Annotated in this window: 13 protein-coding genes; 7 read left to right on the plus strand and 6 right to left on the minus strand. The window is 33.9% G+C overall.

Annotated elements, in window-relative coordinates; translation table 11 throughout:
• Positions 1–415: 415 nt before the first annotated feature.
• Both ACH0CI_RS26885 and ACH0CI_RS26890 read right to left on the minus strand, forming a co-directional pair.
• Positions 416–688 (minus strand): hypothetical protein, encoded by a 273-nt coding sequence (locus tag ACH0CI_RS26885; protein ID WP_226556640.1) that lies wholly within the window; start codon positions 686–688, stop codon positions 416–418.
• Between the two features lie 232 nt (positions 689–920).
• The gene (locus ACH0CI_RS26890; RefSeq protein ID WP_186807103.1) at positions 921–1,664 is read right to left on the minus strand and encodes a hypothetical protein; all 744 of its coding nucleotides are present in this window, start codon (positions 1,662–1,664) and stop codon (positions 921–923) included.
• 171 nt (positions 1,665–1,835) lie between these two features.
• Between ACH0CI_RS26890 and ACH0CI_RS26895 the strand changes: the two genes are divergently transcribed.
• From ACH0CI_RS26895 to ACH0CI_RS26915, 5 genes are all read left to right on the plus strand, one after another.
• Positions 1,836–1,997 (plus strand): hypothetical protein, encoded by a 162-nt coding sequence (locus tag ACH0CI_RS26895; RefSeq protein WP_155916276.1) that lies wholly within the window; start codon positions 1,836–1,838, stop codon positions 1,995–1,997.
• Positions 1,998–2,106: 109 nt separating this feature from the next.
• Positions 2,107–2,490, plus strand: coding sequence for a helix-turn-helix domain-containing protein (locus ACH0CI_RS26900; protein ID WP_154975002.1), 384 nt, complete (start codon positions 2,107–2,109; stop codon positions 2,488–2,490).
• 277 nt (positions 2,491–2,767) lie between these two features.
• Complete coding sequence (locus ACH0CI_RS26905; protein ID WP_226556641.1) at positions 2,768–3,025, plus strand: hypothetical protein; 258 nt, start codon at positions 2,768–2,770, stop codon at positions 3,023–3,025.
• Positions 3,025–3,447 (plus strand): hypothetical protein, encoded by a 423-nt coding sequence (locus tag ACH0CI_RS26910; RefSeq protein WP_099000525.1) that lies wholly within the window; start codon positions 3,025–3,027, stop codon positions 3,445–3,447. Before ACH0CI_RS26905 ends, ACH0CI_RS26910 begins: the two co-directional genes overlap by 1 nt.
• Before the next feature lie 69 nt (positions 3,448–3,516).
• The gene (locus ACH0CI_RS26915; protein WP_406902526.1) at positions 3,517–3,843 is read left to right on the plus strand and encodes a hypothetical protein; all 327 of its coding nucleotides are present in this window, start codon (positions 3,517–3,519) and stop codon (positions 3,841–3,843) included.
• A 139-nt stretch (positions 3,844–3,982) separates the two neighbouring features.
• On the opposite strand, the gene ACH0CI_RS26920 is transcribed toward ACH0CI_RS26915, so the two are convergent.
• The 4 genes from ACH0CI_RS26920 to ACH0CI_RS26935 form a co-directional block, all read right to left on the minus strand.
• The gene (locus ACH0CI_RS26920) at positions 3,983–4,654 is read right to left on the minus strand and encodes a sulfotransferase family 2 domain-containing protein (protein WP_406902527.1); all 672 of its coding nucleotides are present in this window, start codon (positions 4,652–4,654) and stop codon (positions 3,983–3,985) included.
• A 612-nt stretch (positions 4,655–5,266) separates the two neighbouring features.
• On the minus strand, positions 5,267–5,842 hold the full coding sequence (locus ACH0CI_RS26925) for a MerR family transcriptional regulator (protein WP_226556642.1): 576 nt from the start codon (positions 5,840–5,842) through the stop codon (positions 5,267–5,269).
• Positions 5,843–6,844: 1,002 nt separating this feature from the next.
• Complete coding sequence (locus tag ACH0CI_RS26930; RefSeq protein ID WP_098113944.1) at positions 6,845–7,777, minus strand: tyrosine-type recombinase/integrase; 933 nt, start codon at positions 7,775–7,777, stop codon at positions 6,845–6,847.
• A gap of 184 nt (positions 7,778–7,961) precedes the next feature.
• Entirely contained in the window at positions 7,962–9,350 is a 1,389-nt protein-coding gene (locus ACH0CI_RS26935) for a replication initiation protein (RefSeq protein WP_098113943.1), read from the minus strand.
• 987 nt (positions 9,351–10,337) lie between these two features.
• Here ACH0CI_RS26935 and ACH0CI_RS26940 point away from each other — a divergent pair.
• A complete protein-coding gene (locus ACH0CI_RS26940) occupies positions 10,338–11,231 on the plus strand; it encodes a helix-turn-helix domain-containing protein (RefSeq protein WP_226556644.1) in 894 nt (297 codons plus the stop codon).
• A 176-nt stretch (positions 11,232–11,407) separates the two neighbouring features.
• Positions 11,408–14,490 (plus strand): beta strand repeat-containing protein (locus ACH0CI_RS26945; protein ID WP_406902529.1); only part of this gene is annotated, 3,083 nt, incomplete at its 3' end.

A 14,490-nucleotide genomic window follows, 5' to 3' on the forward strand; every position in this document is an offset into this window, starting at 1 on the left:
ACCGGATAACTGACTCTTGTCCCCATAGAAAAAACACCTCCAAGTTATTGTTAGGTACTACATACCCGTTTTTTAACTTAAAGGTGTTTTTTATTTGTCTCACTCTAGGGGGTCAGTCCCGGTCAGTCCCTTCAAAATCAAAGCTTTTTTTGGTATCTAGAATGTTGATTATGTTAACTATGGGTATAATTATAAAATTAAATTATTGTTTTGCAGAGGGGAACCTAGCTCCAGCAAAGTATATTCTGTTGTCTGCTCTAATTCTACCTGGAGTAGTACTAAAACAACTAACAACTAAAACTTCTACTCTATCTCCAGCATTTAATTGAAGTATGTCATTGATCTCTATGACACCATCAAAACGACTAGATGCCCCAAGAAACTCAACCTCAGCATCTAATAATAAACCATTTACTTAAAAAAATAATTCTACTTCATAATCAATATTTGGATTATCTGGCTGAAAGAAGATTGATGCATTAAACGCGTATACACCATTAAACTCAGGTATAAATATTGAAGTAGCTGCATTATATTCATTATTACCTATATCAAATTGTTCATTTGGAAATGTAACTTTTACAAAAGTATCAGCTTGAGAAATAGGAATAGTAGTATTAGGATTAGTGGCTCTGAATGCTGAGGGACTTACAAGGTCCTCAGCATTAGCAACAAGTAAAGCATTCATGCCTTTAAACGTTGAGAAATTAACCTTTTTGTTGGTTTTTCTATATAATTTATTCTCTAATAAAAATAATGTTTGTATACTTGTAATGTTATAGGACAAGTATCTTGAAACAAATGAACTTTATTTAATTCAATATATGCTAGTATCTATACAAGGTACTAGTAAGATTTTCAAGAAAACCATTTGAAAATCTCTACTCTTTAACAATAACGATCTTAAATTCCTATTAAGATTATTGAAATATTCTACTCATGCTAGCTTTTTGACACTGTAACGGATTAATAGTTGGAGTACTGTTAGGGAGTATAGGAGCCATGAGATTACCTGTAAGGTTACTGTGGGCTGTATCAATATTTCCTGCAGAATCAATAAAAGGACCCGTAGGATCTATAGATTCAAACATGAATACATTATTAACAGGTTGGTTATTAAGGTGAGTAAATAAAGCATGTCCTGCTTCATGTGCAAATGCAAAAGGAGCACTCAAAGCTCTGTTACTTAATGCAATGGATCCAAAGAGTGTAAATTGAGGTACACCGTTTTCAACTCTAAAATTCTCAATTATTACTCCACCAACACCTATAGGTCGACTATTACCTGAAGGAGATGCAAAATCATTGCCACTTGTGTAAACAACGTATATGCCAGGTTGATTCCCATTCATTTGTTTAACTTGATTGATGAGATTCTCAACAGGTCCTCTAAATGCTTCATTAGTACTTAAATCGGTCGCATCTATTACTGTATTTACTTCGATTATAGGTTGTGAAATAAAGTTTATATTACATTCACCTCCACTATTCCATATCTGATTAGCTGAGGCAATGTCTCGATTAAATCTATTTTGCCGGCCATTACTATCACTGGGGGCAGAACCGGGAGTAAAGATACCATAAACATTAACCGAAGGATCACCCTGAGATTGGACTGAGTAACTATAGTTATATCTGTATTTTCTCTTTCTTGATTTTTTCAATTAATGCACTTCCTTTTATATAATTAGTACAAGTTATGTAATTGCTAATAATTTGCTTGTATGCTTGTCCAATGACAGCACGATTATTTTATTGACTTTGGAAATTATATCCTTTAAAATTAACCAAAAGCAACGTTGCAACTTAAATACGTTGCTTGAAAAGGAGAGCATATGAGCAGGGTTAAAGAAGGTAATCGAAGACTTACATGTGATATTCCAGAAGAGTTACACAAGGAGTTGCGTTTCTTAGCTGTAGAGAATGATACAAGTATTACAAAGTATGTAAAGGCTTTATTAGAAGAGCATGTGAAGAAAGTAAGAAAAAAAAAGTAAACAAAGAAAGGGCACTTCCTCTGTAAAGGAAGCACCCCCATGTAGAATCACATGTATAGACACTTACATTGTAACATGGGTTGCCCTCTAGAAATAGAAGGGTCTTATTATGGATCAAACTGAAAAGTTGTTAATAGGTATTGAGAATATATTGAGTGTAGCTTCCGACTTAGTACACGAAGTAGATCGCCTTAAACGTGTTGAAGAAGAATGCCAAATACTTAAAGAAAAACTTTTTTTAAAACAACTTAGGTCGTCTGAACAAGACATTTTTACTCTTGCACTTGATGGCCATTCAATTACAGAAATGCAAAACATTTTATTCAAAGAAGAGAGCAAAATTAAGAATCAGAGACGCAGCATTCTGCAAAAATTAAACGTTTCTTCGATGAAAGAAGCAATCGATTTTTATAAAAAAACTACCCAAACTTCTTCTCAAAACTTCACGAATTATCATCAAGAAATCTTTCAAAAACTAGTTAAAACTTCATAAAAGTTGAGGGGACGGTGAGTGGACAGTAGGTCAACATTTCCAGAAAGGTGTAAGTTTTGATATCGACATCAGGTCGACATTACGCGCTTTTTTTGCTCTTCAGGTCAACAGCAGGTCGACAGACTGGAAGTTTTCGTGGGGTCACTTTTTTGAGGGTGAAAACGTTGTTTTGCTGGGCTTTGCCCAGCATATCACAGCCATGTGATATCAAAAACCCCTTATGCTCTTCTCTACTCGTACTGGAAATTTTGTACTTTGACAGAAAAGGAATGATTTCATGGATATCTTTTTACGAAATATTGATCCGGTTGCTATGCAAAAAGTTGATGCACTAGCGAAAGAAAATGGAATGTCTCGTCAAAAATTTTTGAAAGAACAATTTGAAGTATTAGCTTTTTTTGATGAGCAAGTAGAAAGAGAAAAAAGATTAGAAGCTATCATTGAACAGAACATCGAAATGATGAAACAATGTGCGATATCAATTGAAAAGATGAATGATATTATCTATGAACTGATGGGAGATGTAGAGGAGTAATGGAAACACAACGACGTATGATTACACTTGATAAAGAAACGGATCAATATATCCAAGATTATATGGCTGAACATAAACTTCGTTTCCCAGGAGAAGCGATTATGGATATCTGTAAAAAGTATCGAGAAGAAAAAAAGAAAGAATGGTCGTTAGATTATATTACGGAAACGGTTAGTGAAAATCTCAATGATGCATTAAAAAGCGAACTAAAAAAGATTCGATTAGGAACAAATAGTGCAGATAAGAATACACAAATTCTTATCGAGTTCATGAATGGATTATATTTTCACCACGGCTATGATGCAATTATGACAACAGATCTATTAGAACTAGAAGTAACTAAACTTGCTAAAAAAGTTGTAAATGAACGTATTGTGAATCAACGACAAAAACGGCTGGATAAGGAATACCCTAAAAGCTAAAATAGCCTTTAAGGCTAGCTAGGTAGGCTTAAGCCTACTTTTCCTTTTAGTAAACGAGGTGAATACAGTTTGATATGTAGTTATTGCGGGACAGAGGTATTAGAAGATAGCTGCTCTTTTTGTGGAGCTACTTTAAATATAAAAAGACCTAAATCAAAAGAATTTGTGGTCTTAGAGGACGTTGAGAGGCCTTTTAATGAACTTGCATGCTTTCATACGTATGATTTGTTAGTTTTGCTGCGTTTGGTACGTAAAGAAAGGACAAAGGCTTATGATTTAATGCTAAGGCTTAAAAAGGATGACAAGAGCCCTCAAATTATTCAAATAACACGTAACTATTTAAAAGACCTATATGAACCTTATACAAAGCGTATGAAGCTTACATGGCTATATTAATTAAATGAGACATAATCCCTTTATCATAAAAAATTGAACTAACTATATATGGGATTTGATACCGCATTTTTTTAATAAGGTAACCTTTTCTTATATATTAAATGAAAGCTCTCTCTATTGAGAGCTTTCATTTTTATTTCTATAAATCATTTATTTGTTTGATGAAATTAGATTTTATATACTGAAACAGCTCTATATCCAACTCATTGTGCTTTTCTATTTTCTTAATGATATCAATGGGGACTTCGTTGAGCAAAGGGCGAGATTTTGTCACATTCACCTTCTTATATTTAATATTTCCCCATTTGAATTTTTTCTTTAGTAACAGAAGCGATTCGTTAAACATTTCTGTTATTCCTATTGATCCAAATTCCAGCAAGTTTTCTTTCGCTTTCTCTACGCTTAGTTGAGATTTCACCCCGCAAATTTGTTTAGTTTGGCCATTTGTAGCTTGAGGGTCCCAATCAATGTAGTCTTCAAAAGACATATGTTTCATGTTCTCTTCATAATACCCTGGATACGATTTCAAAAAATAATATAATGATATGATAAGCTCAACCGGATGACGCATCATACTAAAATAAACATAGGGTTGAGAAAAAAATTCATGTATTCCATAGAAATGATGGCCGGATATAGCTTTTATGTTTTTTTTATCTTCTTCTTTTAATTGGCTAAACTGTTTATTCATCTCTTCTAAAGGAACATGATCGTATATTTCATTTTCAGAGTAGAACTTTTTAAAAATATTATTAAGTGTGGTTCCCCCTGTTTTAGGAATGTGCATAAAGATAACAACTTTTTCATCCATTTGAAATTGCACCTCTCCTCTAATTGCCTATAAGAATATCAGTTCCATAAATGGATTATTGATAAATTTCACGTATCTTTTACAATAAAAATGTTACAAAGACACACATTTCTTTTTAGGAATAATAAACCGTGAATCTTGCGTAGGAATTAGATACCGATCACATAAACAATGAAGAATTTCTAGTGGTCGATATTTATGTTGGACAGAGCAAATCAATCATCGTATATTTGATGAACGCCATCAAGATACCAATAGGCAGTTTCTACGACAGCTATGGTATTTTCATTGGGTACTTGATTCAAATAACGAAAGAAGTATCGTGCTAAGAAAGGCTTCTAGAGGACGTGGTACTCCAGGCGGATAAACCAGAGTTTATGTGTTTAAAAATAGGATGCCGTCAAATGGACAAACTGTATTAGTAAAAGCTGCCACACCTGTAAATTCCCCTTCAAGAACTTATAGAATTGTTTAACAATAATAAATTTCTTCTGGCAACTAAACATAAAATCTTTAAATTTACTATTTATTCATCGAAAATAAACGATAAAAGCAGCAGGATTTTCTGTAATGAACAAAAAACCCTGCTACTTTTATCGTTTAAGTAACGTATTAACCCCCAAAAATCTTACTCCAGAATCCTTTTGGTTTTGAATCAAGATTTTCTTGGGCGGCCGCGATAAGTTTTTTTGTATCACTAATTTCACGTATGGCACTAGTCAATTTCTCATCGCGTTTCTCTAGATTGTTTTCAATGTATTTGTCTTGGTGGTCTAGTTTTTCTGTAAGTTTCTTTATAAGGCTTCCTTGTTCATCTAGTCGTTGGATAAGCGCTAATTGAAATTGCTCATCTTTTTCAGAGCGATTAAGCAACTCTTGAACTTTTTCTTCAAGGGATTGTACTTTTTTTTCAAGGTTTGATTGAACATCCACTGTCTCCGGTACAATTTCTCCTTGAAGCCACTGGTTTATCATCTTATAGCTCCAGTTTTGCTCTTGAATTCTTTTTTTTATTTCAGTTAATAAATCGATGTTTTGTTTGTTATAGCGCCTATGTCCGCCTTCTGTTCGTTGAATTTGGAGATTGAATTCTTTTTCATATAAGCGAATAAGATCTACACTTAATCCAGTTAGCTTTACTGTGTCTTTCAAAGTATAGACTACTTCATCTTTATTTTTTTCATGCATTTTTCTAGGATTCTCCTTTCTGTATAAAAATCTAGATATACTTTGAAGTTGATATATCAGTGTTAATGGCAATTCTAGAATGCGGTTTTGCGAGATATTATTCAAGATTTATATTTCTAGTAAAATTCTATTAATTACTTTATATTCCTGTTTTTTATGTACATTTTTCTTTTTCTTTCGTTAGGCCTTTTATTCTTCCTTTTCAATTCTAGATGAAATCATAAACTTTTCAAGAGTAAAATTGTTTATTTTAAATGTAGATAGATTATATATAAAGTTCAAAAAAAAGCAACTTAAGGATCAACATTAACTGTTAAGAAATATCTTTGTTAACAACTGATTCAGATCTTTTCCTCTCCTAAGGTCCAAAGAAACTAGAGTACCTAGAAAGCTTGATATAAAATAGCTTCAGACGAATCTAGAATGTACTTTCTCTAACTTTAATTCAAGTATTTTGTGTAGCTCATTAAGTATTTTGTGTAAGATAATATAAATCCTATATACCTATATCTTCTGGATTTATTACGTTGGTTTAATGGAACTTCTTTTTTGTTTATACAATTCTTATAGAATTATTTTTCGAGTTAAAATTAATCTTAATTTTTTCTAAGTTATTTAAATTTTATAGCAAAAGCTAGAAATACAATGAACCATTGAAAATAAAGAGTTTTTAACGAATCTAGAGTGAACTTCTTCTAGATTTTAGCCGAGAATAATAAATCTAATTAAATTCTAGATCATTTTACAAGAAATTCGTTGTTATACAACCAAGACATGGCCGCGAAATTTTGAATTTGTAATCCTTGAGAAGGTTGTTTCCATCGCAATCCACTTTTTAAAATTTAACTGTTTTAAAAAGTGAATCATTAAGTTTAACTTAAGTTAAACTTAATGATTTTTTCTAAAATTAACTAAGGTGAAAATAAAATTAAGTTTAACTTGCAAAATAAAAATTACTTATATAAAAGATGTTTTGGTAAAAAATGAGTTGAACTTAATATTTTATTTTGTCTTTAGATATCGCTTAAATCGATATAAAGCATGGCGGCTGGACAATCCAAAGTAATAAATAATGTGTTCGTTTGAATATCCACCATGAATTTTGTTAAGTATACAACTGTTTCGAAAGTGAGTAGACCTTACAATTGCTTGTATACCTGAACGTTTGACTTCTCTTTCAATCATACGTTTTGTACCGATTATACTAATCCTTTTAGGTTTATTTAAATTGTAATCATACCAATAAACCATTTTTTGAGGATGAAAAGAAATAAATAACGGATCATTTGTATAATCTTTAGGTCTAAATAATAGAGGGATTGTTAATAGGTAATCATATATGATTTTCTTATCTTGTTTAGAAAGCTCTAAGGTGCGTTTTGATTTGCTTGTGTTTACCGTTAATGTATTCTGTGCAAAGTTAATGTCTTGTATATTTAAAGATACAACTTCGTTAATGGTAAGACCGTAACGAAGCATTAAGATGAACATGGAATGGTTACGCGGACCTATGTATTTATGTATCTGTAATTGAATATCATTTAAATGTTTGTGACTTATAACTGAATCTAAAAGGATTGAAGCATCCGATTCAGTTATAAAATCAGTATCAGTTAATGCTCGTTGTTTTTTTGTTGTTGCTTGTAAAAATCCAATATCATCTGTGAGGCTATAATACTTTAACATGCCATTTAAATGTGATGCTACACGCCTCAGATTAGCTTCTGACAAGTTTTTTTCTTTTAAATAGGTAAAATATTCGTCGTAATATTTCTTGTCTCCTGGCAAAGTTTCTGAAGGGATATTAGGGTGAGATTGATTTAACCATTCAAAAAACTGTTTTAGATCATGCTTGTACATTGATATTGTAGAAGCTTTTTTCTTAGATTCAACTAAATGAGATAAGAAATCTCCAAGTAAAATAAAGTTATTCAAATAAGACACACCCAATCTTTTAGGTAAATTTAATATACTATTATTATAACAAAAATGATTAAACAAGCTTACTAAAATGATTCCTTTTTCTTTGTGTATATTAAATTTACCTAGGCTCAAAAAAAAGACGCGTAAAAGTCATCTCTGCAATGCAAGGTTTTACACGTCTTTTTTTTTTCTATAGCTAATTTCTATTTAAAACTTTACTTTGTAAAAAGTTTTTATACATTTTTTTTAACTCTTTATTTTTAAAATCCTTAACAATTCTTGGTTCTAAGCCTAATTTTTCACGTTTATTATAATCTTCTTCCATATTTCGAATGACTTCTTGTAAGCCTGCTTCTTGGGCTTTTTTTATTTCTTCTTGGGTAGGTTGATCTGAACTTAGAATCAGCATTCTTTTTAATTCTTGAAACTGCAAGAGCTTTTCTTCAAATTCTATTTGAGTTCCATTTTCTTTTAAAAATAATTCTTGCTTCTCTTTTAAAGTTGCATCGTTAAGAATTTGTTCTTTATCTCTAGCTTGTGCTATAAAATCTGGAACTAATTCTTTTTTTGCAGCCTTTTTAGAGTTAATGCGTTTTGATTCCTGTGAGACCTGGGCATAATCTTTTTGAATCGCTTTTACTACGTAGGAATGAGGGTGAGTCACATCTCCTGTAATCAAACGATTTTGCGTGTATCTTATATTTCTTTCTAGGTGGTCTTGTGTAAATTCTGATAAAAGCCACTCTATTTTTTCTGGCTTAACCCCTAATCCTGCTAAATCATTCTCAAGGCTGTTTGTGTTGTCTTCTAATTTCGAGAAGGATTGATTTAATTCTAGTTTTTTCTCTTGAGTAGAGCTAGAACCATTCAATGCAGGCGAACTGGTAATAATAAATTCTATGGAGGTTACTTTTCTACCAGTTTTTATTTCCACGAATTCAAAGTAGATATCCGTTTTATTATTAATTTCTTTTTGAGCTACTGCTAATACTTTGCTTTTAAAATGACCATACTGTTTATACTTAGTAGGTTCAATAGCTAAAAAATGACGTAATTCTTCAAGAGTGAGTTCCCTTTTTCGCAGACGCTCATATTGCTTAAGCAACTCATATATACGAATGGAATAGACCGAATTGAGTCTCACTACATTCTCTAATTGGTACGATGTGAATTTCTCCTTAAGCTCTAAAAACAGATACTTTAAGCTAGGATGAAACTGTAATGTTATGTACCCTTCGTTTTCTTCATAGATAGACGTGATTACCCAGTTGTAATTTCTTTGTCTGCCTTTTTCTTTTATCGTAAGAATTTTGGTTTGAAGTCCATTTACAATTTCTTTTAGGTACGAATAAAAACCAGTACCTTTCTTATTGCCTACGATTTCGATAAAATCTTTAGCTCGAAACCTATAGGTCTTCAACGTTTCATCATTAGGCTGCACTTTAGATGCCATGATTAAAAGAATTCTTTGCTCTTGTAAAGACAATTTATATGTACTCTCAATGAGGATGTTTGATTTAGTTACCCAATTTTTTATATTTATACTTTCCAGATCATATGGTTGAACGACAGTCGTTTTCTTCATAATATCCCCCATATTTTTCTAAACTATCACTAAAATATCATAAAAGTGATACTGTGTAAATTGCATGTTAAAGAGTAATCTGTCCTTAGAAATTAAATATCACGCAAAATTAGTGATACTTCATGAGGTTTGTTGACTTTAGAAACCTTACTCATTCTTGATTTATTAAACTCAATCTTCATTTTAATACGCAAAATTGGTGATAGTTGAGGCTTGTCTGCATTTTAAACGCAAAATTAGTGATACTTTAAGCACATCTAGATTGTTCACGCAAAATTAGTGATACTTAAGCCATATTTTCATTTTAAACGCAAAATTAGTGATAGTTCGCGCAAAATTAGTGATAGTTTCACGCAAAATTAGTGATAGTTTCACGCAAAATTAGTGATAGTTCACGCAAAATTAGTGATAGTTCGCGCAAAATTAGTGATAGTTTAGGCTTATAAACGTTGTAATATCAGTGTCTATAGACGTTCTAAAACAATAAAACAATAAAACAAATATATAAAACAATATGTAAAACAGTAAAACAACATAAGATAGTAGTTGTTTTACTGTTTTACAACTTTCAAGATTAATAATTAGGTAAAGGGATAAATTTTTAGTGAGTTCTTTAGAATATTAGGAGTATATCCAAACGAAGCAATTTTTAATCATAGTTAAAATACAGAGGTTTTATGAGGAGTTCATGAATTCTTATTGAATTATAAGATTAATAGACGGTATAATAGAGTCACCAAAACAGTGCGGAATATAAAAAGACTCCAACGTGTGCAAGTGGTGCGCCAACACCCTTACACCGTTAACCCTAAAAGCACTAGGGAAAACACCTGTCGAAGTCCTAATACATAAATTTAGTTACGCCTTTATTTTATCGGATAATTAAATTTATTTCAAGGGCGTAGTCTGTCAAAAAATCCGACATCGTTTTCCTATTTCACGGGATGCGATGTCTTTTTTTGTTCCTGAAAAGGAGAGGATAGACTAATGTCTACTACACGTATGCTTACCGCAGAAGAATTTGATTATATGAAAAATTATCAGAGTTTCATAGAAAACCGTTCTCAACATCAATCAATGAAACGAAAATTACTTAAAGAAATTATAAACCTTTACGGAGAAAAGTTTTATCGCCTCCATGAAGGAACTAGAAAAGCTTTAGATCGGCTTTGTTGGTTTGCTGCAGAAAAAGGATTTTGCTTTCCTGGTAGTACATATTTAGGTAAAACCTACGAAAAGTCAAAAGGAACAATCGATCGTCATTTAAAAGAACTACGAAAACAAGGACAAATTATTACTGTATATCGTCGTTGCCCTCGTAACAATGGAAAGGGAAATCCAGTGCACTTATTTGTGAACCACCCTTTTTTTAATCACTGGGTTAAGTATTTACAGCTTGACTTAGAGTCTAATGTTGAAGCAGATGTGAAAACAGAAAATACTGAGAACGCTTGGGAGAGTAAGAGTAAAGACACAAAAAAACAGTCTACCTATAATTTATCTTTAAAAGATTTAAATAAATATATACGTAATGATGTTAATTTTAAACTCTCGTCTGATTATGTACCATCTTACATACCAAAATCTTTTAAAAATGCTGTAACACCTTTTTTTTCATGTGCAGATGATATTTATGATTTATGGAGAAAAGTCCGATTAGCTTACAAAGCGAGCTGTTTAGAAAAGCCCCTGGAAGATTTAAGTTTCCTTCCTGTTCAAGCGTTTAAAGAGACTGTTTTTGCTTATAAAAGCAATCGTATAAAAACTAACTTTTCAGCTTATTTTTTTGGAACGATTAAAGGAATATTTGTGATCGAGCGTAGAAAAGAAGTTCAGCGAAACGGTGGGAGTAGGCTTTTTTATAACTTTTTAGACTCCTAAATTAGAAAACAGATAATATTATTTATACATATTTTAAGTCAGAACGAGCGTTGTTACGATTTAACAATCTGAAAAATATTATCTTTTGTACCCAAAATAAGACGGGTCTATATACACATTTCTATTGGTACTTTACATATACTGTTACGATTTATTTTATTATCAGAGGTGAGTAAATGCCATATGTTAATCGGTTTTTAACCAATGCTAATGGGGCTGTTACATTTACAGGAAACACTTTTGGCTTAAATAAACAAGCCAATGCTAATGCTCCTGGAACAGCAGGCTCAATAGGAACTTTTTTCAGTGTAAATCCAAGCTCCATAGATGGATCGTTTCCTACAGGAACTACGGCAAATTATCTACAAAACTCTTCTAGTGCAGTTTTAAGAATCCCATCTACCACTACTCAAATTCTTTATGCAGAATTAATATGGGGTGGAAGCTATCTTTATGGTGGAGAAGATGTTAGCGCAGCTTTAAATAACGCTGTGACTTTTATTACTCCTACCAGAACAGTTAGCGTGCAGCCAGACACGGCTACACGTTTTACCTTAACAACTTCAAGCTTTTATTACGTTCGTAGTGCAAATGTTACGAACCTAATCTCTCAATCAGGTACTTATTCGGTATTAGGAGTTCCAGGAACACAAAGTACAACAGAAAACAATGCCAATGCAGCCGGATGGACATTGGCCGTAGTCTATGCTGATCCTTTACAGAAATCTCGTAACTTGTCCATTTTTGTTGGAGCAGAATTAACAAGTTCAGCTACAGGAAGCTCTACGGCAGCTGTAACTGGGTTTGGTACGCCTATTACAGGAACAGTAAATGGTAGATTATTAGTAAGTGCTATTGAAGGGGATTCAGCTATAGTAGGTGATCAGCTCCAATTTGGCCCTACGGTTGCAGCTTTACAACCAGTTTCGGGGCCGAATAACCCTGTAAATAACTTTTTTGCTTCTCAAATTAATAATGATAGTGGTGTATTAGATACAAGTGGACAATTTGGCAGTTTAAATAGCACACCAGGAGGTAGCTTATCCGGTGCGAGGCAGGGATGGGATATTACCAATATTGACGTCTCAGCTCGTTTATCAAATAACCAAACCAGTGCCGTCGTACGTGGAACGACGAGTGGAGATACTTACGTTATTAGTGCTTTAGCTCTTCAAGTAGATATTAATGCACCTGTTTTAAATGTATCAAAGTCTGCCAATGTTACATCCGCTCGAACAGGAGATATTATTACTTATACAGTCCAAGTAAGTAATACTGGTACAGCTTCTGCCAATGTTCTAATAGCTACAGATCCATTGTCTTCAGCAACAACTTTTATTCCTAATAGTTTGCAAGTGGATGGAGTTACTCAGACAAATGCAGATATCCGAAATGGCCTGTCACTTGGTACATTAAATATTAATCAAACTCGAGTATTGACATATCAGGTTAGAGTAGTTGGTCCTCTGACAGCAATCTCTTCTCTTGGTAATCAAGTCTTTATTAATTACCAATTTGAAAGTACACCAGGAAATATATTAGCCGGATCAGGTGCTTCTCCTGTCAATAGTGTAACAACTATTAACACTCCTCCTACAGTTCCTAATTATACTATTACAAATCCGGAGGACACTGTAGCAATTGGAACAGTCATTGGCAATGATATTGACGGGAACCCTCTAACTTACCGTATTGGCACGAGACCGGCTAATGGAGTAGTAACTGTTAATCCTAATGGGCAATTTGTCTATACCCCCAATTTAAATTTTAATGGAACCGATCAATTTACAGTTATTGTAGACGATGGGCAAGGAGGAACAGCTACTTCTGTAGTAACCATTATAAATACGCCTGTAAACGATAATCCCGTTACTCAAAACTATGCAGTTATTACTAATGAAGATACCCCTTTAGTTGGTCAGATACAAGCTACAGATGTAGATGGTGACTTACTTACTTTCCAATTACAATCTCCCCCAACAAACGGCACAGTTGTCGTAACTAATAGTGGAGCTTACACGTATACCCCCAATTTAAATTTCAACGGAAATGATCAGTTTACGGTGTTGGTGTCAGATGGGCAAGGAGGAACAGCAGTTTCGACAGTGACAGTGACAGTAACGCCTGTAAACGATGCACCGACGGTGCCAAACTACACGTTTACTACACAAGAAGATAGCCCTGTGGTAGGAGCAGTCGTAGGGACCGATGTAGATGGGAATTCTCTTAGCTATCAGCTGCAAAATAGGCCAACAAATGGAATTGCCGTAGTAAATGCAAATGGCACATTTAGTTATCAGCCAAATCTAAATTTTAATGGAAGTGATCAATTTACAGTATTAGTCTCAGATGGGCAAGGAGGAACGGCGGTTTCAATAGTAACGATTAATGTCATCCCCGTAAACGATCCCCCAATTACGTCCAATGTCAGTTTTACGATTGCGGAAGATAGCACGTTAATTAATCGAATAGTGGCAGTAGATCCTGACGGAGACCCGTTAACGTTTAGCCTGCAAACAGCGCCAGGCAACGGAGTAGCTGTGGTGAATGGGGACGGAACGTTTAGTTATCAACCAAACTTGAATTTTAATGGGACGGATCAGTTTACAGTGTTGGTGTCCGATGGTCAAGGCGGCACGGCAGTTTCAACGGTGACGGTAATAGTCACGCCAGTGAATGATGCACCGACGGTGCCAAATTACACGTTTAGTACGCAAGAAGACAGTCCTGTGGTAGGAGCAGTGGTAGGAACGGACGTGGATGGAAATCCTCTTAGTTATCAGCTGCAAAATGGTCCAACAAATGGAATAGCTGCAGTGAATGCAGATGGAACGTTTAGTTATCAACCAAACTTGAATTTTAATGGGACGGATCAGTTTACGGTATTGGTGTCAGACGGTCAGGGAGGAACGGCAGTTTCAACGGTGACCATTAATGTTATCCCTGTCAATGATCCCCCAATTACGTCCAATGTTAGTTTTACGATTGCGGAAGATAGCACGTTAATCAATCAAGTAGTGGCGGTAGATCCCGATGGAAATCCGTTAACGTTTAGCTTACAAACGGCACCGGGCAACGGAGTGGCCGTGGTGAATACGGATGGAACGTTTAGCTACCAGCCGAACCTGAACTTTAATGGGACGGATCAGTTTACAGTGTTGGTGTCCGATGGCCAAGGAGGAACGGCAGTTTCAACGGTGACGGTAATAGTCACGCCAGTGAATGATGCACCGACGGTGCCAAATTACACGTTTAGTAC

The sequence above is a fragment of the Priestia sp. 179-F W1.4 NHS genome, assembly GCF_045369295.1.
GTDB classification, from domain to species: domain Bacteria; phylum Bacillota; class Bacilli; order Bacillales; family Bacillaceae_H; genus Priestia; species Priestia zanthoxyli.